Annotated in this window: 20 protein-coding genes, 1 tRNA gene and 1 CRISPR repeat array; of the genes, 10 read left to right on the top strand and 11 right to left on the bottom strand. The window is 39.3% G+C overall.

What is annotated here, in order from left to right; all coding sequences use genetic code 11:
• Window positions 1-5: 5 nt before the first annotated feature.
• The 4 genes from FJR05_RS09320 to FJR05_RS27620 all read left to right on the top strand — a co-directional run bounded on the left by FJR05_RS09320 (window position 6) and on the right by FJR05_RS27620 (window position 4,446).
• On the top strand, window positions 6-467 hold the full coding sequence (locus FJR05_RS09320) for a tRNA (cytidine(34)-2'-O)-methyltransferase (protein WP_053538214.1): 462 nt from the start codon (window positions 6-8) through the stop codon (window positions 465-467).
• A gap of 767 nt (window positions 468-1,234) precedes the next feature.
• On the top strand, window positions 1,235-3,592 hold the full coding sequence (locus FJR05_RS09315; RefSeq protein ID WP_168643839.1) for a peptidoglycan DD-metalloendopeptidase family protein: 2,358 nt from the start codon (window positions 1,235-1,237) through the stop codon (window positions 3,590-3,592).
• A gap of 146 nt (window positions 3,593-3,738) precedes the next feature.
• Window positions 3,739-3,812: transfer RNA gene (locus tag FJR05_RS09310), tRNA-Met, on the top strand.
• A 508-nt stretch (window positions 3,813-4,320) separates the two neighbouring features.
• Window positions 4,321-4,446, top strand: coding sequence for a hypothetical protein (locus tag FJR05_RS27620; RefSeq protein ID WP_256376185.1), 126 nt, complete (start codon window positions 4,321-4,323; stop codon window positions 4,444-4,446).
• A gap of 179 nt (window positions 4,447-4,625) precedes the next feature.
• Here FJR05_RS27620 and FJR05_RS09305 read toward each other — a convergent pair whose 3' ends face one another.
• Together FJR05_RS09305 and FJR05_RS26700 are read right to left on the bottom strand one after the other, a co-directional pair.
• Complete coding sequence (locus FJR05_RS09305; protein ID WP_371416866.1) at window positions 4,626-5,048, bottom strand: PspA/IM30 family protein; 423 nt, start codon at window positions 5,046-5,048, stop codon at window positions 4,626-4,628.
• 49 nt (window positions 5,049-5,097) lie between these two features.
• On the bottom strand, window positions 5,098-5,916 hold the full coding sequence (locus FJR05_RS26700) for a hypothetical protein (protein WP_174783645.1): 819 nt from the start codon (window positions 5,914-5,916) through the stop codon (window positions 5,098-5,100).
• 220 nt (window positions 5,917-6,136) lie between these two features.
• Between FJR05_RS26700 and FJR05_RS09295 the strand changes: the two genes are divergently transcribed.
• On the top strand, window positions 6,137-7,330 hold the full coding sequence (locus tag FJR05_RS09295; protein WP_168643837.1) for a Coenzyme F420 hydrogenase/dehydrogenase, beta subunit C-terminal domain: 1,194 nt from the start codon (window positions 6,137-6,139) through the stop codon (window positions 7,328-7,330).
• 46 nt (window positions 7,331-7,376) lie between these two features.
• Here the strand turns inward: FJR05_RS09295 and FJR05_RS09290 are convergent, their stop codons facing one another.
• Complete coding sequence (locus tag FJR05_RS09290; protein WP_168643869.1) at window positions 7,377-8,609, bottom strand: methionine gamma-lyase family protein; 1,233 nt, start codon at window positions 8,607-8,609, stop codon at window positions 7,377-7,379.
• 86 nt (window positions 8,610-8,695) lie between these two features.
• Between FJR05_RS09290 and FJR05_RS09285 the strand changes: the two genes are divergently transcribed.
• The 4 genes from FJR05_RS09285 (at window position 8,696) to FJR05_RS09270 (ending at window position 12,871) form a co-directional block, all read left to right on the top strand.
• On the top strand, window positions 8,696-9,511 hold the full coding sequence (locus FJR05_RS09285) for an acyl-CoA desaturase (RefSeq protein WP_168643836.1): 816 nt from the start codon (window positions 8,696-8,698) through the stop codon (window positions 9,509-9,511).
• 229 nt (window positions 9,512-9,740) lie between these two features.
• Complete coding sequence (locus tag FJR05_RS09280) at window positions 9,741-10,799, top strand: fatty acid desaturase (RefSeq protein WP_168643835.1); 1,059 nt, start codon at window positions 9,741-9,743, stop codon at window positions 10,797-10,799.
• 290 nt (window positions 10,800-11,089) lie between these two features.
• A complete protein-coding gene (locus tag FJR05_RS09275; RefSeq protein WP_168643834.1) occupies window positions 11,090-12,166 on the top strand; it encodes a fatty acid desaturase in 1,077 nt (358 codons plus the stop codon).
• Between the two features lie 162 nt (window positions 12,167-12,328).
• On the top strand, window positions 12,329-12,871 hold the full coding sequence (locus tag FJR05_RS09270; RefSeq protein ID WP_168643833.1) for a DUF3172 domain-containing protein: 543 nt from the start codon (window positions 12,329-12,331) through the stop codon (window positions 12,869-12,871).
• Window positions 12,872-13,209: 338 nt separating this feature from the next.
• On the opposite strand, the gene FJR05_RS09265 is transcribed toward FJR05_RS09270, so the two are convergent.
• The gene (locus tag FJR05_RS09265; protein WP_015078782.1) at window positions 13,210-13,314 is read right to left on the bottom strand and encodes a PetM family cytochrome b6-f complex subunit 7; all 105 of its coding nucleotides are present in this window, start codon (window positions 13,312-13,314) and stop codon (window positions 13,210-13,212) included.
• 252 nt (window positions 13,315-13,566) lie between these two features.
• Between FJR05_RS09265 and pdxA the strand changes: the two genes are divergently transcribed.
• A complete protein-coding gene (pdxA, locus tag FJR05_RS09260) occupies window positions 13,567-14,598 on the top strand; it encodes a 4-hydroxythreonine-4-phosphate dehydrogenase PdxA (RefSeq protein WP_168643832.1) in 1,032 nt (343 codons plus the stop codon).
• Window positions 14,599-14,854: 256 nt separating this feature from the next.
• Window positions 14,855-15,934: direct repeats of the CRISPR family, unit length 37 nt; unit sequence GTTTCAGTCCCCTTGCGGGGATTATGCAAATTGAAAC.
• 209 nt (window positions 15,935-16,143) lie between these two features.
• Here the strand turns inward: pdxA and cas2 are convergent.
• From cas2 to cas10d, 7 genes are all read right to left on the bottom strand, one after another.
• Window positions 16,144-16,437: a CRISPR-associated endonuclease Cas2 gene (cas2, locus tag FJR05_RS09255; protein ID WP_168643831.1), complete on the bottom strand. Its 294-nt coding sequence runs from the start codon at window positions 16,435-16,437 to the stop codon at window positions 16,144-16,146.
• A complete protein-coding gene (cas1d, locus tag FJR05_RS09250; protein WP_168643830.1) occupies window positions 16,434-17,411 on the bottom strand; it encodes a type I-D CRISPR-associated endonuclease Cas1d in 978 nt (325 codons plus the stop codon). Before cas1d ends, cas2 begins: the two co-directional genes overlap by 4 nt.
• Window positions 17,412-17,414: 3 nt before the next feature.
• Window positions 17,415-17,999: a CRISPR-associated protein Cas4 gene (gene cas4 / locus FJR05_RS09245; protein ID WP_168643829.1), complete on the bottom strand. Its 585-nt coding sequence runs from the start codon at window positions 17,997-17,999 to the stop codon at window positions 17,415-17,417.
• A gap of 91 nt (window positions 18,000-18,090) precedes the next feature.
• Window positions 18,091-18,867: a CRISPR-associated endoribonuclease Cas6 gene (gene cas6, locus FJR05_RS09235; protein ID WP_168643828.1), complete on the bottom strand. Its 777-nt coding sequence runs from the start codon at window positions 18,865-18,867 to the stop codon at window positions 18,091-18,093.
• Window positions 18,868-18,924: 57 nt separating this feature from the next.
• Complete coding sequence (gene cas5d / locus FJR05_RS09230; RefSeq protein ID WP_168643827.1) at window positions 18,925-19,644, bottom strand: type I-D CRISPR-associated protein Cas5/Csc1; 720 nt, start codon at window positions 19,642-19,644, stop codon at window positions 18,925-18,927.
• A 118-nt stretch (window positions 19,645-19,762) separates the two neighbouring features.
• Entirely contained in the window at window positions 19,763-20,752 is a 990-nt protein-coding gene (cas7d, locus tag FJR05_RS09225) for a type I-D CRISPR-associated protein Cas7/Csc2 (protein ID WP_168643826.1), read from the bottom strand.
• A gap of 12 nt (window positions 20,753-20,764) precedes the next feature.
• The coding region (gene cas10d / locus FJR05_RS09220) for a type I-D CRISPR-associated protein Cas10d/Csc3 (RefSeq protein WP_168643825.1) at window positions 20,765-21,401 on the bottom strand (637 nt) is incomplete at its 5' end.

Here is a 21,401-nt window from a genome sequence, read left to right as displayed (position 1 = left end):
GAAAGATGCCCCAGATAGTTTTAGTCAACCCACAAATTCCCCCTAATACTGGCAACATTGCCCGGACTTGTGCCGCTACAGGTACGGAATTACATTTGGTCGGTCCATTAGGATTTGAAATTAGCGATCGCTATCTCAAACGAGCCGGGTTAGATTATTGGCCTTACGTTAAATTCCATTATCATAATTCCATAGAAACATTTCAAAACGTACATAAACAACGTGGAGGTAGATGCTTAGGTTTTAGCGTTCGTGGTAATTTTAATTACATTAATTTTGAATTTCAACCGGATGACTGGCTACTTTTTGGCAGCGAAACAGCCGGATTACCAGATCCCATTCTCTCCACTTGTGACTCCACCTTATATATTCCCATGTATGAACCCGGTGTGAGGAGCTTGAACCTCTCAGTCAGCGTCGCCATAGGTTTATTTGAATGTCGTCGTCAGTTAGGCTATTTACAATAATTCATATTCACCAACAGAAATTTAGGATTAACTGTGATAGAAACATATTTATCAGAATCAACCATGCCAGAACCTTTGAAAATAATGTTGCATAAAATACACAACCAAAAGGTTAATCATGGTATATACTGATAAAATCTGTTAAGATGACATAAGAAATTTGTATAGATATTTTCAGGGTGATCTAACCACCAAGGATAGATTTTAGTTAATTCTCAGCTTATGACTCAAAAAAGCCAAAACACCCCAACACCTTGAATCTCAATGAATCGGACAACATTGTATCCAGAAATACAACAAAATAATGCAAAAATTGCTGATGTTGTATACGGTTGTTTTTTAGGGAAGAATAAAAGTAAAGTCTCGTATTGATAAAACGGATTTAGTTAAAAAATCTTGAAAACGTCTACAGCGGGATCATTGCTATTGTAGAAATCATCCCAGATCATGAACTAATAGAGACAATAGACCTAGCCAAGTTATGATATTTGTTTAGTTCTGTCTTTTTGCAGCAGAATGATTAGGGATGACTCTCAACAGTGAAAATTTTTAGGTTGTGAGGAGTGACTTAGACAAGAAAGCACCAAAAACTCTAGAGTTTACAAAGGTGTAGAACTTGTTTAAATCAGAGAAGCACGTTAATCTTGCGTAAGTGTCTCTGGTGAATGTGATCTTGATATGTGGTTTGATGTGATATCAATCATGAATTAATATCCAACTTAAAAATCAAGATCAGTTAAACGCTAGTGATCATTAGGAGGTCGTCTTTGAAACGAGCATTGAAAAAAAGAGATAAGGCTGTGTTGAACAATACCCCCAGCAGCGATGATGCCCCGGTAGAGCAAACAAATTATGAGATCAATACCAAAATGAACCGCCGGGCGCGGACTCATCAGGCAGCCATGATTGGCTTGGCGATATCCATGGGAGCAACCAGCCTTTTGGTGACTCGACAAAGCGATCAAGCCCAAGCAGCGGCTCCTGTTGGCAGTCAAAAAGCAGCTTCAACAAATCCATTTGTTGCTGAGAGTGAGATGAAATTTGCCGCCACCAAACTGGAAGCTCCAACCGTCTCACCCGCAGGCGCGTTAGCAAATCCAGTAATATTGGAACCAACAGTAGTTTCACAAGTACCTGGGCTTGAAGCTAAATGGCAAATTGCAACCAACAGCACAGCCGTCGAAGGCACCGCATCCAACGTAATTTCCTCAGCCCAATTGGTTGACAGAGATTCTGTTCACTCACAATTAGCACCCGGAGTAAGCTATAGCCCAATTCAGGTGACATTACCAACAAATAACCAACAGCCTGAGACGGCATCACAGTTGTCTAAAGTGGAAGAGGTTACTGGCAGTACCCAAAATTTGCCAGCAGGCGAGTTAGCCGACGGTAATGTTGATGCCCAATTAAAAGCACAGCAGGAATTTGCCCTGAATCGCTTACAGGAAAAATCAACCCGCTTAAGAAATAGTTTGGCAGATTTACGGTCTGAACAAACTCAAGATTTATTAAAAACTGGTATTAAAGAAGCACAGCCAACCACTGTAGCTAATAGATCCATACCAGAGCAATCGGAGAACTTGACTGATTTCAAACAATCTGATCTGATTTATCGGTTGAAACAGAACAAAGAAACAAGTGCAACGATAAAGCCAATACCTCTGCCTGCATCAGCCTCAACAAAAGTTGTCGCACAACTGTCTTCCTCAACATATCAAGTCAAGCCCGGAGATACCTTAGCAGAAATTGCTACCAATTACGGTACTTCTGTTTCTGATCTGGTTAGAGCTAACAACCTGAGTGATCCTAATCAACTGCAAATTAATCAAAGGTTAATTATTCCTGCGGACAAGATAGTAGAAACCTCTAGCCAGGTAGATAATTCTTCTTTAAACAACCCTAGTTTTAACCCCAGATCATTTGTTGCCAATAATACCAGTGTAACAATTACTGCCCCAACAAATGAGCAGTTAGAAGGGATTGAAACTCCGGCTACCAATAGCGTGGCTATCCCAGTACCAGTGGTGACAGCAGAACAAGAACGGACTAATTATCCTAGTATCGCTAACCAAATTAATGTTCCCGCGCCAATAGTCACAGACAGCGAAGGGCAGTCTACTATTCCTATTGTTATTCCCAAAGCCTTACCTACTCCCAGTAACTCTTACGGACTAGGTGGTGATGTCCCATTACCAAGAACTTTTTCCCAACAAAAGCAGGGTTCACAAAAACCCGTGCAAAAGGTATCTAAAGCCAAAGGTAATGAACGTATCCGCAGCTTGCAAGCAGAAATTGAGAGATTGCGTTATAAATACCGCGCTCAACAAGCCAGTATAGCTGTTACAGCCCCTGAAAACAATAGTCAGTCTGTACCCGTTGCTATTGAATCATCCAATAACTCCACAGTATCTCAAGCGAATGCCATCCAGATTGCCGTACCTCAAGCAATATTGCCCAGCTACAGCAATCAACCGCTTAAGACTCTAGTAACAGCATCTGCTCCCACCAACGATCCAATTAACCCAGAATTTGTGTCTAGCAAAACGGGCGCTAGATGGAATTCTCCCCGCAAATCATCTGGCATTAAGTTAACAGTGCCTCCTGCTCGGACTAGTGCATCTGACTCTTTAGGAAAACTGCGAGGAACTTCTGTTTCTCCAGCTTTACCACCTATAGCAGCAGTGGATATCTACTTGCCTCAGACCACTGAAGACAATCCTAGTTTCCCAGGTAGTTCTTCCTCCACAAGCTACATTTGGCCTGCTAAGGGAGTTCTGACCTCTGGTTATGGCTGGCGCTGGGGAAGAATGCACAGAGGGATTGATATTGCTAACTCAACCGGCACACCTATTTATGCTTCATCTGCTGGTGTCGTTGAGAAAGCTGGCTGGAATAGCGGTGGTTACGGTAACCTTGTGGATATCCGTCATGATGATGGTAGCTTAACTCGCTATGGACATAACAGCCGAATCCTGGTGCAACGTGGTCAAAGAGTGCAACAAGGTCAAACAATCGCGGCTATGGGTAGCACTGGTTTCAGCACTGGACCTCATAGTCACTTTGAAGTTCATCCATCTGGTAAGGGCGCTGTTAACCCAATTGCTTTCTTACCCAATCGCATTTAATTTCCGCTGGTTGGGAATTTAATGATTCTTTGGTTAATTGAGGGAGGTGAACTCCCTCTTTTTATTTTTCTAGTAAAAATTTGGAAATTGATAGTTGTCAAATGCAAATTGGTATGCTATCTTAATATAAGTTGATAAAACAACGTGGCTCAGTAGCTCAGTTGGTTAGAGTACGGGACTCATAAGCCTGGGGTCGTCAGTTCAAATCTGACCTGAGCCATTAAAAGCAATACAAAATAGAAGAGCTTCAGCTTTCAGTTATTTATATAACTGGGGGCTGAATATTTGTCTTAAGGCTTTCGGGACTATCAATTTAAGCCAAGGATAGTTAGGAAACTTTGCTCCTACTCTGATTAAATACAAGTCTCAGTACCAGCCTCCTAAAAAATCTTGGCTCTACGCTCCCTTGATGATATTTTTGGTAAAATATGCCCTACCCCAACTGGATTTAAGGTTTTAATTTTTTCAGAAATATAGATACCATACGTTAAAGGAAGCGGCAGAACCAGTTTTTATAAATACTTGTATTTTGAAATTAAATCTTGATTTTTTCCTTATTTTCCAGAGGAAAAGCTGCATCGGAAAAATCAATAGTTTCGCCAGCTATGGGTACTAAATGAGAATTTATATATGCTCATGCTACTTTTTTGTTTGGCTTTCCTTTCTAAAATTCCTTGACAATTATCCGTACATCATGATTAAATTTAGGCTTAACTTATATCCTTTTTATGCTATATTTAGCATATTTTTTTGAGAAAGCGATCGCTCTTTTTTCATCTAACATCTTCCACAATCATCATGATATTACCACCACTAAGAAATTCATTTCTTGGCTAATAGCAAAATTCAGCTAAAGCTAAATCAAGATTGATATTTATTCAGTCTGTTTTAACAGACTTTTGCTATTAGACTCAAAATTCATTCTGAGGCGGTTTTGCGGGAAAATGAAAGATGTATATTAACCGCAAAACCCTTAGATAAGTTCACCGAATGTTGATTAATTTTACTCGATAAATAAACACTTTTATTTAATTTATAATTGATCTAATTGCCTTTTTAATATTTTTAAATCATCAGAAACATAATCTGATTCCATCATGCTAATTTCCGATACTTCCTGGTATTCAAAATTAGCAACCTTATCTCGAAAAATCTTAGCTTCAGCAACTTTATTAGACAAAGCAAATAAACTCAGCTTTAAACAACTAGATAGAATCATCTGTTCTTGGATAGCAACCTTTAAATTATTCACCTTAATGGAGAAAAACTTTTGACGCTTTAAAGCCTCTAATGCCAAATAATCATTACCTTTTTCAATAGCTAAATTAGTTCTATCTTGCCATTTTTTCAACTCCACTTCGGCTTCATTATACTTTTTTATATTAATTTTTTCTATAGACATAGCTGAGACAGTAGCTTCACGAGTGCTTATTAATTCTTGTTCCATATCTTCAATAGCTAAATCTAAACTGTCCGTTCGCTCATTTTAGAAATCAAAGAAGGAATTAAGTCTTGCATGGTAAGAGATGTAGTTGATAAAGAGATTCAGGCAATTTCATCAGTGAAAGAATCTGTCGTTGAAGATCAGAAAGAGGCGTAACAAAGATGGTAGAATCAGGGAGAGAGTAAAGAGTTAAGTTGCGAAAAGTCTTAAGTAGCTGCTCAGTAGAAGGACGCGCAGTGGCTCGCTTAGGATTACCATCATAAAGACCAGCGAGAACTCGCTGTGCTTTTTGAAGTGCTTCGCGGACAACAAACTCTATGAGAGTAAAAACTCGTAATGCGATAGTCAGTAAAAACATCAAGCCAACAATTCGGTCTTGATTTTGAAAATAGATAGGTAAAGCAGGTAGATTACCACGCTTAAAACGATGAAAACCCCGTTCTAAGAGCCATTCATCACGATAGTAGATAACCGCTTGGGATAAAGAAAGCTTGATAATGGATGCGTTAGTAACATATAATCGCCATCCGAGTAACTGTTGAGCCTGTTCAATGGCAGCAGACTGACGAGAGAATTGAAGTTGAAGTTGAACACAAACTATCTGCTGTTGAGGAGATTTAGCTGTAGGTCGTCCCCGTCCCAGATGGCGCGTTTGGGTGGAAATTTCTGCCTTCGTGTTCACCACAAAGAACTCACTCACACGGTGACGTTTGAGAATAGCCTCAATTTTTTCATCGAGTTGTACTAAATCCTTTCCCGGTTTGGCAGCCAGCTTCAAAAGAGCATTTTCAGCCGCGTTGAGACGTTGTTCTAAACCTCTCAGTTGAGAATTAGCGAAGTTTTCGGAGTAAACTACTAGATAGCGTTCATGCCAACGCACCCACTGATGTGTTTCTGGATTCAGCTAACCCATGAATAATTACTACCGTATATTCACTGAAGTGTTATCACAGAAATAAAATTATCACTACCTAATTATTTTCTTCATTCTCTCTGCGCCTCTGCGTGAAAAAAACCTCTTACCCAAATCAAACAACCCACATCACATCCCGTAACGGTAAGGTAATAAAAGCCATATTTAGTAAAAATAAACAAAATAAATGACATCCATAGAATCCCACAAAAAAGCCAAAGCCCTCAAACCCGGAAGCGTGCGCCCCGCCAAAGAACTCTGTAGCGAATGCGGACTATGCGACACCTACTATATCCACTACGTTAAAGAAGCGTGTGCCTTCATTACCCAAAGAATAGACGAACTAGAAACCAGCACCCATAACCGCCCCCGCAACCTCGAAGACGAAAACGAACTTTACTTTGGAGTTCATCAAGAAATGATGTCCGCCAGAAAACAACAACCCATAGAAGGCGCACAATGGACAGGAATAGTTAGCAGCATCGCTATAGAAATGCTCAATCGTGGCTTAGTAGAAGGTGTAGTTTGTGTTCAAAACACCAAAGAAGACCGCTTTCAACCCATGCCCATCATAGCGCGAACCCCCGAAGAAATACTAGCAGCAAAAGTAAATAAACCTACTCTATCCCCCAACCTATCTGTATTAGAACAGATAGAACAATCAGGAATGAAACGGTTATTAGTCATTGGAGTAGGTTGTCAAATCCAAGCATTACGCGCCGTCGAGAAAAAACTCGGCTTAGAAAAACTCTATGTACTGGGAACACCATGCGTAGATAACGTTACCCGCGCCGGATTGCAAAAATTCCTAGAAACCACCAGCAGATCCCCAGAAACAGTCGTCAGTTACGAATTTATGCAAGACTTCCGGGTACATTTTAAACACGAAGACGGATCAGAAGAAACAGTACCCTTCTTCGGCTTAAAAACCAACGTCCTCAAAGATATCTTTGCCCCATCATGTATGAGTTGCTTTGATTACGTCAACTCCCTCGCTGATATCGTCGTCGGGTATATGGGCGCACCCTACCCCTGGCAATGGATAGTAGTTAGAAATGATACTGGGAAAGAAATGTTAGAACTAATCAAAGATCAACTCGACACCAAGCCCGTCATCTCAGAAGGCAACCGTAAACCCGCAGTACAACAGGGTATAAAAGCCTATGATGATGCAGTGACATTACCCATGTTTGCAGCGAAATTACTAGGATTAGTAATTGATAGAATTGGACCAAAAGGACTGGAATATGCGAGATTTTCCATAGATTCCCACTTTGCGAGAAATTACTTATATGTAAAACGGAATCATGGAGAGAAATTAGCAGCTCACGTACCGGAGTTTGCGAAGCGGATAGTGGCGCAGTATAAGTTACCGGAATAAAGTCTCACGCAAAGGCGCAAAGAAGCTTCTTGCCTTTGCATGAGGATTATTCTATATTGATCACCGCCTCAATAGCTGCTTGTAACGCCAGAGATACATGAGTCCAATGAGTCCCCCCTTGGCAATAAACCACATAAGGTTCACGCAATGGACCATCTGCCGATAACTCTAAGGTACTCCCTTCGATAAATGTCCCCCCAGCCATGACTACTTTGCTCTCGTAACCTGGCATATCATCGGGTATAGGTTCAAGATAAGACCCTATGGGCGAATGCTGCTGTATGGCTTTGCAGAAGGCAATTAGTTTTTTTGCTGAACCCAGTTTAATGGCTTGGATGACATCTCCTCTTGGCGCTAATGGTGGGGGGTTGACTGGATATCCGAGTTTATCAAAGACATATCCGGTGAGGTATGTTCCTTTCATGGCTTCCCCTACCATCTGCGGGGCTAAAAATAATCCTTGGAATAATAGGCGGTTTTGGTCAAAGGTTGCTCCTCCTTCGCTCCCAATACCGGGGGCGGTCAGTCTACAAGCAGAGGCTTCTACTAAATCGGCGCGTCCGGCTATATAACCACCGGCACTCACTACTGTACCTCCAGGATTTTTGATTAATGACCCGGCCATTAAGTCAGCACCAATATGGGTTGGTTCTTGGGTTTCGATGAATTCGCCGTAGCAGTTGTCTACAAAACAAACTGTGTGAGGATTTTGCTGCTTGACTATGTGGACAATTTTTTCAATGTCGGCTATGGAAAGGCTTGGTCGCCATGAATATCCGCAGGAACGTTGAATCAATACTAACTTTGTGTTGTCGGTAATGCTAGAGCTTAAGTTTTGCCAATCTATTTTTCCTTGATCAGTTAATTCCAATTGGCGGTATTTTATGCCAAAATCAATTAGAGAACCTTGGCCTTGTCCTCTCAAGCCAATTACTTCTTCGAGAGTATCGTAGGGAGAACCGACTACTGCTAACATTTCATCCCCAGGACGAAGAACACCATACAGCGCACAAGCGATCGCATGAGTTCCCGAAACAAACTGCACTCGCACCACCGCAGATTCAGCACCCATCACTTGGGCAAAAACTTTATCTAAGGTTTCTCGTCCTAAATCATCGTGTCCGTAGCCACTTACACCAGCAAAATGGTGTGCGCCTACTCGGTGATGACGAAAGGCATCTAATACTCGTTTAAGATTATGCTTGACCTGAGCGTCAATACCAGAAAAAATTTCTAATAGCGCCTGTTCTGCTTCCCGCAGCCGTTCAAAGCTGTTCATCATTTCCTCATTGAAAAACATAAAATAGATATGCGGATTTTAGGATCGCGCAGACTAGGCTGAACAATTTCTATTCAGGTTACTGCATGACAATTGCTACTTCTAAACCTCACATTAACTGGGTTAATACCCTATTTTTCATTGCATTGCACGTCGGCGCTCTCTTTGCCCTAGTTCCTAGCAATTTTAGCTGGCAGGCAGTTGGTGTGGCTTTATTGCTCTACTGGGTGACTGGAGGTTTAGGTATTACGTTGGGATATCACCGTCTTGTTACTCACCGTAGCTTTCAAACCCCCAAGTGGTTAGAGTATGTCTTGGTGATTTTTGGCACACTTTCTTGTGAAGGTGGCCCCATTGAGTGGGTCGGTACACATCGGATTCACCACTTACATTCTGATACTGAATCAGATCCCCATGATTCCAATCAAGGTTTCTGGTGGAGTCACATGGGTTGGATGATTCATTTTGCACCCGCTCACGATCAAGTTCCTCGCTTCACTAAAGACATTATTGATGACCCAGTTTATCAGTTTTTACAGAAAAATTTCATTTTCTTACAAATTGCCTTGGGCTTAGTTCTCTATTTCATAGGCGGCTGGCCAATGGTGGTTTGGGGAATTTTTGTGCGGATTATTTGGGTTTATCACTGTACTTGGTTGGTAAATAGTGCTACTCATAAATTCGGATACCGCACTTATGAATCTGGTGATAGATCAACTAATTGTTGGTGGGTTGCTATTCTCGTATTTGGTGAAGGTTGGCACAATAACCACCATGCTTTTCAATATTCTGCTCGTCATGGTTTGGAATGGTGGGAAATTGATATGACTTGGATGACTATTCAGTTATTACAATTACTAGGTCTAGCAACAAACGTAAAGCTGGCAGAGAAAAAAGCATAAGCATATTTCTTGCTCAAAGTCAATAGTTTTATAGTCAATTCTTGGCTAAAAACTATTGACTTTTTGTGTGTAAATAAAGCAATTTTTAATTTGCAATTTTTAATTGCTGACTAACTATCCTAAGTGGTTGTTAAGTTGCTATAATCTCAGAAATTAATGTTACAAAACTTTGCAGCAAGTTACGTTTTTTAGTAACGTTGTGTTGCAGTCTGTTGTTTTTCAGGTATTCATGACTACATCAATCATCAAAAGTCAGGAAATAGCGGTCTCCACAGACCTGGGCAAAGACCAAATAAAACTAAAGCATATTATCAAAAGTCTGCCCAAGGAATGTTTTCAGAAAAATAGCCGCAAAGCGTGGACAACCGTAGTTCTCAGTTTATCTATGGCGGCATTAGGCTATTATTTCATAGCAATTTCCCCTTGGTTTCTTTTACCCCTAGCTTGGATTTTTACAGGAACTGCTTTAACAGGTTTTTTTGTTATTGGCCATGATTGCGCTCATCGTTCATTTGCCAAACGTCGCTGGGTAAATGATTTAGTGGGACATTTCTTCATGATGTTCTTAATTTACCCTTTTCATAGCTGGCGCATTAAGCATAATCATCACCATAAACATACTAACAAGCTGGACGAAGATAACGCTTGGCATCCTATTAGAACAGAAGTTTTTGCAAGTTGGTCTACAAATAGACAATCTGCCTTTGAGTTTTTCATGACTAAACGTCTCTGGTGGGTAGGTTCGATTGGCCATTGGGCAGTTGTCCATTTTGATGCCCGCAATTTCCAGAAAAAAGACCAAGCTAGTGTCAAATTTTCTGTGGCTGTAGTAGTAGCATTTGCCGCCATTGTTTTCCCAACTTTGATTATCACAACTGGCGTTTGGGGTTTTATTAAATTCTGGTTTATTCCCTGGATGGTTTACCATTTCTGGATGAGTACCTTCACCATTGTTCACCACACTCTTCCAGATGTTCCTTTTTCAACTGCTGATAAATGGAATGAGGCTTTAGCACAGTTATTCGGAACAGTTCATTGTGATTACCCTCAGTGGGTAGAAGTGCTTTGTCACGATATTAATGTTCATGTTCCTCATCATATTTCTACTGCTATTCCTTCCTATAATTTACGGTTGGCTTACAGTAGCATCAAAGAAAATTGGGGTCCTTATCTTCATGATGAATATAAGTTCTCTTGGAATTTGATGAAAGAAATCACTAATCAATGTCAACTCTACAAAACTGATATTGGTTATACTACTTTTGACGCATATCGGGCGGCGAAATAATTATAGTAGGAGTCACCGAGTCAGGAGTTAAGAGTATCTTACAATAAGGCTCTTAGTGTAGATTCTGTATCTCATTCCAGTGCATACCGCTATAGGAATAAGTGATGAATTTAGAAAGGATGAATTAATTATTAATTACTTACTTTTACTTTCATCATCAGTTCTTTTAGTTTGGCAATTAACCACATTTAAAAATGTTGAAGAAAATTGCCAATATTTCTCCATTTAAATTCCAGTGGTAACTAAATATTACCTCACAGTTAATTGATAATTTACAATCAACCAATCCAGTGCAATTAGATACAATCCAGTTCAATCAAAACCCTAGTTCTGAATCTGCTGAGGGTCAAGAGAAATTACCCTTTACTCTTCAGGATTTAAAAGCTGCTATTCCCGCTGAATGTTTTCAGCCGAGTGTGACTAAATCGCTTTATTATTTCTTTCGTGACGTTCTAATTGTGGGACTGCTGTATGCAGTTGCCCATTATCTGGATTCTTGGTATTTTTGGCCAGTTTTTTGGGTAATGCAAGGAACAATGTTTTGGGCTTTGTTTGTCGTTGGTCATGACTGCGGACACCAATCTTTTTCTAAGCACAAGTGGTTAAATGATTTGGTTGGTCATATTACCCATACCTTTATTCTCGTTCCTTATCATGGTTGGAGAATTAGCCACAGGACTCACCACAAAAATACAGGTAGTTTGGAGAATGATGAAAGCTGGTATCCTGTCTCTGAATCAGAGTACGATGAAATGCCTGTAGCGCAAAAAGTTGGGCGGTTTTATCTGTTCTTATTGGCTTATCCAGTTTATTTATTCAAGCGTTCTCCTGGCAAAGAAGGTTCTCACTTTTCACCCAGCAGCCCGTTGTTTAAGCCTTCAGAAAAATGGGATATTATCACTAGCACCACTCTTTGGATTGGCATGGTAGCTTTGTTAGGTTTATTTACCTATCAATTTGGTTGGATGGCGTTGTTGAAATACTACGCTGCACCTTACATTGTCTTTATCATTTGGTTGGATATGGTGACTTTCTTACACCACACTGAACCAGGAATTCCTTGGTATCGTGGGGAAGAATGGAGTTTCCTGAAAGGGGCAATTTCTAGTGTTGACCGAGATTATGGGATTTTTAACCACATTCATCATGATATCGGTACTCATGTTGCTCACCACATTTTCTTGAATATGCCTCATTACAATTTGCTAAAAGCGACTGAGGCAATTAAACCAATTATGGGTGAGTATTTCCATGAATCCAAAGAACCAGTTTGGAAATCTCTGTGGAATTCTGCGATTGGTTGTCATTTTGTTCCAGATACAGGTAGTAAGGTTTACTACACTTCTAAGAGTCAGAATGTCAAGTAATTTGTAGATTCTTGAAATCAACGAAGTCCGCTAATGCGGGCTTTTTTTATGTTAAAATTTCCTGAAAAGTGAAAATAGGGGATAATTATCCTCAAGAATCGGCATACTGAAATAAGGGAGAAATCAAAAAACCACTTTTGGGATGAAGGTAATAAAGCGACAATGAGACGTAAATCTGCTAATAATAGACCAACTAATCCGTCTAAACCCTCTATGTTCCAATCCCCGATTTTTAACTTCGCCACCATTGCCCTTTTAGGAGGAGTGATGATTTTGGGAATTGGGATTGGGATTGCGTTTAGTTCGACAACTACATTAAGTTCATCAAATGTGGCTTCCCGTGAGTTTATTGACACTAGAGCGCCAAATCCTGAGATTTGTGTGCAGTTTGGATCTAGTGCAATGGTGATGGATGCCAGACTCTTTGTAACTCTTAATCCCTTTAATGTCTTTGTTGCCCAGCCGAATATCCGTCCTGGATGTGTTATTCGTCAAAATAACTGGGCTATTTTAGAAAATAAAAAACTTGTAACATCAGATCAGGTACGAGAATGTAAGAATCGTCTTAATACCTTTGGCTTTACAGGGGACTTAAATAGTGAAAAGCCTGATATTAGATGTATTTATCAAAATGAGTCGGCTCAAAATTTCTTTTTATCTCAACCGGGGGCTGTGGGAAGTCCTCAAGATACGGAAAGATTTTAAAGCAGCAATGTCAGCAGGTTCTGAATTGCTCTATTTACCTGTTCCATTGTGATTTCTGGTGGTAGCTTCATTCAAAAATCAAGTGCTTTTTAAAGTTCTACATGATTCTTTCTTCTAGTAGTCTGTCAAAGACATTTTGACGGATAATACCTGAGTTCGGTGTTCGGAGTTCGGAGTTCGGAGTTCGGTGTTATGATTTTTTAACGAGAGAATAAGGGTTTGAGACTCATACTTGGGGCGAATTTTCCGCAAATTATCTTATGTCGAACTCAGGTGATAATGACTTTTGTTCTTCCCTCCCCTACCTCCCCTACCTCCCCTACTCCCCTGCTCCCCCTCTACTCTTCTGCGCCTTGAATTTTGAGTAACAAAGCACCGATCGCCCAACCTACGAAGATTAGACCGAAAGATAGCATAGCTGCATTTAACATTTCGCCGCCCATTTGCTGTAATGCTCCTTTGTGGATTGTTGAGTTATGTTTCCTGTTTTTCAGACTGCTGAATTTGATTTGAAGGCTCAAATCTCATTTTCAACTTTGAGGATTCAGGTAAACTGGGTCTATCAGAATTATTGGAATTAAACCTTATAAATAATTCTAAACCAATTTAGGGATGATATTTGGGGATGGACAGGGAAACACGACGATGGGCGGGGAAACATGACAATGGGCGGGGAAACCCCGCCCCTACAATAAATGATTAATCAAGATAAACGTCCGCGTTTGGTGTTGACACTGGGAGATCCGGCGGGTATTGGTGCTGAGGTAATTTTGAAGGCTTTGGCTGATCCTCAAGTTACTCAAGATTGTGATGTGGTAGTGGTGGGAAATAGAACTTTATTAACTCAAGTTTATGAAAATATCAGTAAAAATATTGATAATTCCCTGGCTTTGGTAAATCCTGCTAATTTGTCTATAGTTGATGTGCCTAGTGCTGGTGAAATTATTACTGGTGTGGGGAATGCAGCTAGTGGTGCGGCGAGTTTTGCTTATATGGAATATGCCATATCTCAGACTTTGGCGGGTGAGTTTGATGGAATTGTGACCGGACCGATCGCTAAATCTGCTTGGAAGGCTGCTGGTTTTAATTATCCAGGACAGACGGAACTTTTAGCCGCAAAGGCTGGGGTGGAGCGGTTTGGGATGTTATTTGTGGGGCGATCGCCTTTTACTGGTTGGACTCTGCGGGCGTTACTTGCTACCACACATATTCCTTTATGTCAAGTATCTGCTACTTTAACACCACAGTTATTAACAAAGAAATTAGATTTGTTGGTGGAGTGTTTAGAAAATAATTTTGGGATTAAAAATGGGAGAATTGCGATCGCAGGTTTAAATCCCCACAGCGGTGAAATGGGACAATTAGGAACAGAAGAAATAGATTGGTTAATTCCCTGGTTGGAATCAGAACGCCAAAAACGCCCCCATTTACAGCTAGAAGGACCCATCCCCCCAGATACAATGTGGGTGAAACCGGGTATGGCTTGGTATGGTAATTCTCCAGTTAAAAATCCTGCCGATGCTTACTTGGCACTTTATCACGACCAAGGTTTAATTCCCGTGAAGTTGATGGCTTTTGATCGGGCTGTAAATACTACCATTGGTTTACCCTTTGTACGGACTTCCCCGGATCATGGAACAGCTTTTGATATTGCCGGCAAAGGGATTGCTGACGCAACAAGCATGAAAGCAGCGATTCAGTTAGCGGTGGAGTTGGTTATACTCTAAACGGTTAAAACTTGGGCTTTTTGAAAAGTATGAAAATTCAGAGACAGCAAGCTATCTAGCTTTTCTTGTTTGTCAGTATTAGCGGTGTTAATACAGTTAGATATTGCTGGCTGAAAATCAGCAAAGTTAGCATAGTATTTAGAGGATAAAAATAAAGTTTACTAAAGAATTTTTGGGTTATTTTAGTCATCTTTAGATGACTTTGGTTATGAGACTGGGAATTCATTCCCAGTCGGGCTTCAATGATTATGTAATTGTTTCAGTCCCCTTGCGGGGATTATGCAAATTGAAACTTTTATATAACATCTTTCTGTATAAATTGTCAAATATAATTAATGTTTCAGTCCCCTTGCGGGGATTATGCAAATTGAAACTACCAATCATTATTTAATTATGCCTAGAACAATTGAGTTTCAGTCCCCTTGCGGGGATTATGCAAATTGAAACTCATTTTGCAGTAGCAAATGGAGAGAAATTTTACTGTAGTGTTTCAGTCCCCTTGCGGGGATTATGCAAATTGAAACTATCTAATTCCCTACGGATTAGGGTTGATAAGTCATGTTTCAGTCCCCTTGCGGGGATTATGCAAATTGAAACCCCTGCTTTACAACATTTTTAGGAGTTAAATAAATGATGTTTCAGTCCCCTTGCGGGGATTATGCAAATTGAAACACAATTAATTAAAGCCTTGACCTAAGCAAGTCGTTAGTTTCAGTCCCCTTGCGGGGATTATGCAAATTGAAACTTAAGTTGGGCGTTACTTACTTCTAAATTATCCTTAGGTTTCAGTCCCCTTGCGGGGATTATGCAAATTGAAACTCTAAGGATAATGTTAACGGTAAGGTAAGGAAGGAAAAGTTTCAGTCCCCTTGCGGGGATTATGCAAATTGAAACATTAAGCATCTGACGACTACAACGACTAAATAAATGTTTCAGTCCCCTTGCGGGGATTATGCAAATTGAAACAATTAAGCATCTGACGACTACAACGACTAAATAAATGTTTCAGTCCCCTTGCGGGGATTATGCAAATTGAAACAAAATCACGGTTTAAAGATGATTCAAACTCGAAACGAGTTTCAGTCCCCTTGCGGGGATTATGCAAATTGAAACTTAATTGCTCGTTGGTTAGTTTAGAGTTATCAGAAATGTTTCAGTCCCCTTGCGGGGATTATGCAAATTGAAACACTCAATCTACTGCTTCAGTTGGTCTATCTGGTGTCGTTTCAGTCCCCTTGCGGGGATTATGCAAATTGAAACATTAGTGGGTTAAGCATTGAGAACGGGCGTTTTAAACATGTTTCAGTCCCCTTGCGGGGATTATGCAAATTGAAACCCCGACCTCTGAAACCCAGTCTAAGAACAGACTGTAGGGGGGATTTTGGCGGACCTCTTAAAAAACCTCATTTCAGGCTTTGGGTCAGATGCCAACTGAAACTAATGAAACGCTGAAAGTATTGAATTGTCAAGGTTCTGGCTATTTGGCGGACCCCCAGGGTTTTTGACCCCGCTTCGGATTGCCAAAAAATCAAGCTTGTATGTTCATTATATAATGATAGCTTGTTCTTGTCTAGGTACTTCCGAACCATAAGTAATAGTTCTTTTCACACTACCAGAATCTAGTACATAAATCCTAATAGAATCCTGATCAGACTTAATCAGCTTTTCCATTTTAGTTTGTAATTGGGCAAATTGCACCGCAGTCAAAAAACACTCAAACACACTGTATTGAGTCCACTTACCATAACCACTCAGCATCTTATGTAAACGAGTGCGGCGTTTATTTGCAGCTTTGTTATCAGGTAAATCGTAAATAATCAGATAAAACAATGTAGTCATCGTAAAGATAAAGGTTTGTAAGGAACACCTTCTTGTAAATGCCGACCGAGTAACCGTGCTTGTAACTCTATCGCTCGTCTGTAGTTGCAACGATAATCAAAAACAGGATGTTTAAATTCATCATTCATTTTTGTATCAAAAGCTTTTAGAAATGTTTTTTTAGCATCATCTTTCAACCGATAAGCACCCAAACTTTCATGAAAATCATCCGGTTTAATTGCTTGTTTATGTAATAACGAAAGTACCAAATTATCAGCAATCAAAGCTCGAAATTCCTCCATCAAATCCAACACCATAGCAGGTTGACCACGACTAACTTCATGTAAATAACCGATATAGGGATCTAAACCTGCAATATGCACAGCAGCCATAACTTGACCTTGTAATAAAGCATAGGCAAAACTGAGTAAAGAATTTACCGGGTCAGTTGGTGGACGGCGATTTCTACCATTAAAAGTCCATTGTTTACCTACCATACGTTGCCAACAAGCAAAATATTCCCTAGCAGCTAAACCTTCAACTCCCATAACTTCATGAATAGTGTGTTTATCTTTGACTAAACTTTTGCGTTCTTTGAGAGGATTATCTTTTTCATTATGTCGGTACAAAACATTATATTGATTGTGAATTTTAGCCATGACAATTGCTTTGACTAATTCCAATCTTCGCACAGGATCACGATAAACTTCATACTGTGCTAATCTCAATTGACCATTCCGAGAAGATTTAGGCAAAGCCGAACCCAAATATTTACCAAAACTAGAAAGATAATGCACCGGCATTCCTAATTCTAAAGCGTAAACAAAAGCATCACCAGTAACTTGGGGATTACCCATCAAAATAACTTCATTTACAGTTTGAGCCGCAACTTTCTGTTTTTTCCAAGTCCCATCTTCCTGTTTTAAAGCTACTTGAAAGGCTTCATAATCTTTGCTTAGAACAGCATCGGGTTGGATAACGTAAAGAGTAGTCATAATTTAGTATTCCTGGCGTTGTAATTGTTTAATTTCAAGAGGTAAACAGATGTCTTTGAGACTGCATGATTGACATTTTTTAGGATGATCAATAGGTGCTGGCATTTTGTTTTGACTAGCAACATGAGCGAGTGCTATAGCTTGTTCTGTCATTTGCCTTAATTGCGGTGTAAATGCCACAGTTTGCCGTCTCCGATTGGCATGATAAAATATTTCACCATAGGTAATCGTGTGTCCTGTCCGTTCCTCCAAACATAAAGCCGCAGCACAAACTTGAAAATGGTCATTCAAATGTTGTGCCATTTTGCCTTTCTTATATTCCACCGGCACAAGTTGACCATTGGATTCTTCCACAGCATCAATAATTCCAGAAACTTTTAATCTATCTGACCATACCCATTGTTGTTGATGAATTAATGTTTCTCCTTCTTGAAATGTGCCTTCTTCATTAATATTGCGGTGGACATGACGACCTAAGATAATATGTTCATTATCTGCCATTTCACCTAATACATATTCTAGGTAAAATCTGCGTGGACAATATTCCCAAGCATTCAAATAAGCTAAAGGTAAATAATCTTCATTCATTGGTAATTGGTAATTGGTAATTGGTAATTGGTAATTGGTGATTGGTGATTGGTGCGTCGGATTTTAGTATTAAGTATTTAATTAAAATCCTTTAACTTTTGACTTTTAATTTGACCTGTCCCATACCCATAGATGTTTTGCGTCCTACTCCAGAAAAGACAGCAAAGTTAGCTAAAATATTGGCAATTCTGGCTTGTTCGGGGTCAAGAAAGTGATATTTCACCCAACCAACCGCACCAATTTCTGCTCCTCCTGCCATTTTTAAAGCATGAGTTTTCAGTTCAAAAGCGGAAACTAAACCTTGCCATTCAATTTGAGAAAATTGTAATTCTGTGGGTGCAAATCTGTTCCAACGTCGTAAAAGATTACCAAAAACTAATTCAGGTAATGGAAAAGGTTGAATATTTTGATGTTGCTTAAAACTGGTAGGAGAAATAAATTCTAAAGTGATATCATTCTCAATTGGAGATGTATTTAACAAGATGTTGTAGTCTGAACAACATACTAAAGGATGAGTTTCTGGTAATGAATAAATACTGCGAATTACAAAAGGACATTTTCCTAAATAAATAGCTTTGTCTTGGCAAGACTCTACACCTTTTAATAATGGTGCAATTAAATTACCATCTAAAAGAGAAATCCGAATCAGAAAATCATCACCTAATTGTGTGCCTTGTTTACGCCGATAACCAATTAATCCTGATAAACTAAAAGGTGATTCTTGACTATCATGAACTGCGGTTGCTATTTGAGGATTTCCTAAAGTTAACCATTGCAAAAATTGAGCATGAATCGCCCTACCTAATGTAGCAGGAATTGTATTTTCACTAGCAGCACCTAATTGGATAACTAAACTTTGTAAATTCATATTTTTTAGAAAAATGTGTGTTTTCAGATCCCCAACTTCTCAAAGAAGTCGGGGATCTTATTCTTCTGTAATACTTGCCCCATAAGCTATTCCTATAGGTAAACAAGTTTGATCAGGTAATTGATAATAATCTCCTGTCAATTGGGATTGACTGACTAAACTTGCAGGAGGCATCACAATCCGGTTATAAAGTAATAATTTAGTTGACGTGGATAAATCTAATGGATTTAAAGGATGTTTGGTAATATATTCTCCTGATTTGTGTTTAATATCTGTGATGATACTTGTTTCAACTCGGATTTTAGATGACCATTTACCCAAGCGAATCCAATTAGGAATTTTGATTGGTTCAGAAGCAATAATATAGGTTTTGAAGTGGCTACCAATTGCTAATTCTTTAGCACGACCATAGTTAACAGGATAATTTTTTCTTGCCCCTTCACCACCAAATTGTGCAGATTTTCCATAATAGGCAACTTGTGCAGCTTTAAAAGTATTAACTTGATATGACCAAGTAATAGGTAAAGCTGGAAAAACATAAATTCCTGCATTGTTTAGATGTAAAAGATTTTGTTCTTGACTAGAATCTAAATAACTAGGTTTTTGAGCATTTACACCTTTGACACGATAGACTTTAGGAATATATACGGTTTCAAAAAATGCAAAACTTAATGCCCAGTTGTGTAAATATTTTTCGGTTTCGTAGAGAATACCCATTTCCCGACTAGCAAAGAAAACGTTATCATGTAAGGTTAAGTCACATTGGTAGAGAATCATATTATTTATAAGTTGGGGATGGGAAATATTAATGTAATGAGGAGATAATATCCCCGACTTCTGTGATTAATTTATCATTTATGGACACAATAAATGAAAGAAGTCGGGGATCTGGGTATTATTTACCTTTGCCTTTTTTGGCTACAGCACCATAGGTTTCTGCATAGGTTTTGGTTTGTTGATATAGAGTTGTGAGGGTATTCTGTAATGCGGTTTCATTCTGATAAATAGCTGAAACTTCACCTAATAAATCAGTTAATTGTGAACCTATAATTACTTGGTTTTTCCGAATAGGTTCTTGATTAAGTAAATTGGTTGTCACGGCTGTTGCTTGGGTGATAATATCGGAAATTGGGGCATGAATATCTGGTTTGAGGGCATCATATAATGCTTGAGTCAAATGCAAATTACTAAATATTTCCCCATCACAAATAACAATGCCAATAATATGATTTGACATTGTACCTGTACGTGATTCCTGTGCGCCATAACGACGGGTTCGCATCAGATTCCCCAAGACATATAAAAAGCCTTCAAATGTAGGGTCACGCAGGGTTTCTACGGTGGGAAATGTGACTTCTGGGAGTACATGATCTAATTCATTAATTGCACTTCGCATTTCTCCTTTTTCGCTCATTGTTCCCCCTTCAAATGGTGCATTAAAGGTAAAACTGCGGTGAGATTGTTCGTAGGAACTTAGGGAAAAAGCAGAATCAGAATAAACCTTAGAACGTTCTGAACCACTATCACCAATTGCAAAACCGTAAATAATACAATCAGGGCATTTTTTACAGGAGTTTTCACCATTGTATTCACAGAATTTATCTTTTTCTGTGACGTTACTACTGGTTAAACCCAGAGAACGTAATAATTCTCTTCCTCCTAATCGTTCGGGTGTGATTTGTTTACGTTTGAACATTACTAACCGACTAATAGGTTCTTTTGCTGTTAAACCTGCTTGAGTTCGTGCTGTATTAAGAACTCCATCAGTTTGAAAGACGGGGAAAGATTGACTATGACGTAACATTAAAAAGTGAACGTATTTCCCAGATGCTAAACGTGGGAAAGAGGTATGAAATTCAGGTTTGATGGTGTTTAAAAAGTCCATGTTTTTGATTCCTTATAATTCAGGGTTTTCTGTTTGTTTTTGTTGTAAAGCTAACCAACGATAGGCAAATTCTGCGCCAGATTTAATGCGGTTACGGTTTTCTTGAAGAAGTGCGCGATCGCCTTTATACAATCCACAAAATAAATCATCAACACAGGTGGTCATAAATTGATGAATTGCCGTTAATTCTTGATTCTTTCGCGTAGAAATATCTACAGATTTATCCATTAATAGAGGACGTTTATAAACTTCCTGTCTTTCTAAAGCATCATGTAATTGTCCTGCACCTTGAAAGATGATATCTTGCCGATCAAGATGTTCGGGAACTGTGAGAATTACTTCTAATGCTTTAGAAATTGGCAAGAGAATTGCATGACTAGATTCACCAATATTCACTTGATAAAATTGGCGGTATTCTGTGACAATGCGCTGAATGAGTTTGAGTTTTTCTTGCATTTTTAGGTCTCCTTTTACCCAGGTTTGGGCATAATTCCAAATTCGTTTAACATCTTCTGTTCCTGGTTCTTTTTTGTTGTTACGAAATCCTTCGTTAGAAATAGCAAAGATATTTAAAACATCTGTGACTAAATCTCTAAGTAACTGTTCACACTCCCCCACTAAAAAGGAATTAGGAAGTAACAGGGATAGG

This window comes from Dolichospermum sp. UHCC 0259 (genome assembly GCF_009711935.1).
Taxonomy (GTDB): Bacteria; Cyanobacteriota; Cyanobacteriia; order Cyanobacteriales; family Nostocaceae; genus Dolichospermum.
This window is presented reverse-complemented; position numbering and strand designations above follow the sequence as displayed.

Bases quoted from the DNA above. Each gene is read 5' to 3' on its own strand.
- FJR05_RS09320 (WP_053538214.1), top strand. From the start codon at position 6: ATGCCCCAGATAGTTTTAGTCAACCCACAAATTCCCCCTAATACTGGC.
- FJR05_RS27620 (WP_256376185.1), top strand. From the start codon at position 4,321: ATGCTATATTTAGCATATTTTTTTGAGAAAGCGATCGCTCTTTTTTCA.
- FJR05_RS09295 (WP_168643837.1), top strand. From the start codon at position 6,137: ATGACATCCATAGAATCCCACAAAAAAGCCAAAGCCCTCAAACCCGGA.
- FJR05_RS09290 (WP_168643869.1), bottom strand. From the start codon at position 8,609: ATGAACAGCTTTGAACGGCTGCGGGAAGCAGAACAGGCGCTATTAGAA.
- FJR05_RS09285 (WP_168643836.1), top strand. From the start codon at position 8,696: ATGACAATTGCTACTTCTAAACCTCACATTAACTGGGTTAATACCCTA.
- FJR05_RS09280 (WP_168643835.1), top strand. From the start codon at position 9,741: ATGACTACATCAATCATCAAAAGTCAGGAAATAGCGGTCTCCACAGAC.
- FJR05_RS09270 (WP_168643833.1), top strand. From the start codon at position 12,329: ATGAGACGTAAATCTGCTAATAATAGACCAACTAATCCGTCTAAACCC.
- FJR05_RS09265 (WP_015078782.1), bottom strand. From the start codon at position 13,314: ATGGGCGGCGAAATGTTAAATGCAGCTATGCTATCTTTCGGTCTAATC.
- pdxA (WP_168643832.1), top strand. From the start codon at position 13,567: ATGATTAATCAAGATAAACGTCCGCGTTTGGTGTTGACACTGGGAGAT.
- cas2 (WP_168643831.1), bottom strand. From the start codon at position 16,437: ATGACTACATTGTTTTATCTGATTATTTACGATTTACCTGATAACAAA.
- cas1d (WP_168643830.1), bottom strand. From the start codon at position 17,411: ATGACTACTCTTTACGTTATCCAACCCGATGCTGTTCTAAGCAAAGAT.
- cas4 (WP_168643829.1), bottom strand. From the start codon at position 17,999: ATGAATGAAGATTATTTACCTTTAGCTTATTTGAATGCTTGGGAATAT.
- cas6 (WP_168643828.1), bottom strand. From the start codon at position 18,867: ATGAATTTACAAAGTTTAGTTATCCAATTAGGTGCTGCTAGTGAAAAT.
- cas5d (WP_168643827.1), bottom strand. From the start codon at position 19,644: ATGATTCTCTACCAATGTGACTTAACCTTACATGATAACGTTTTCTTT.
- cas7d (WP_168643826.1), bottom strand. From the start codon at position 20,752: ATGGACTTTTTAAACACCATCAAACCTGAATTTCATACCTCTTTCCCA.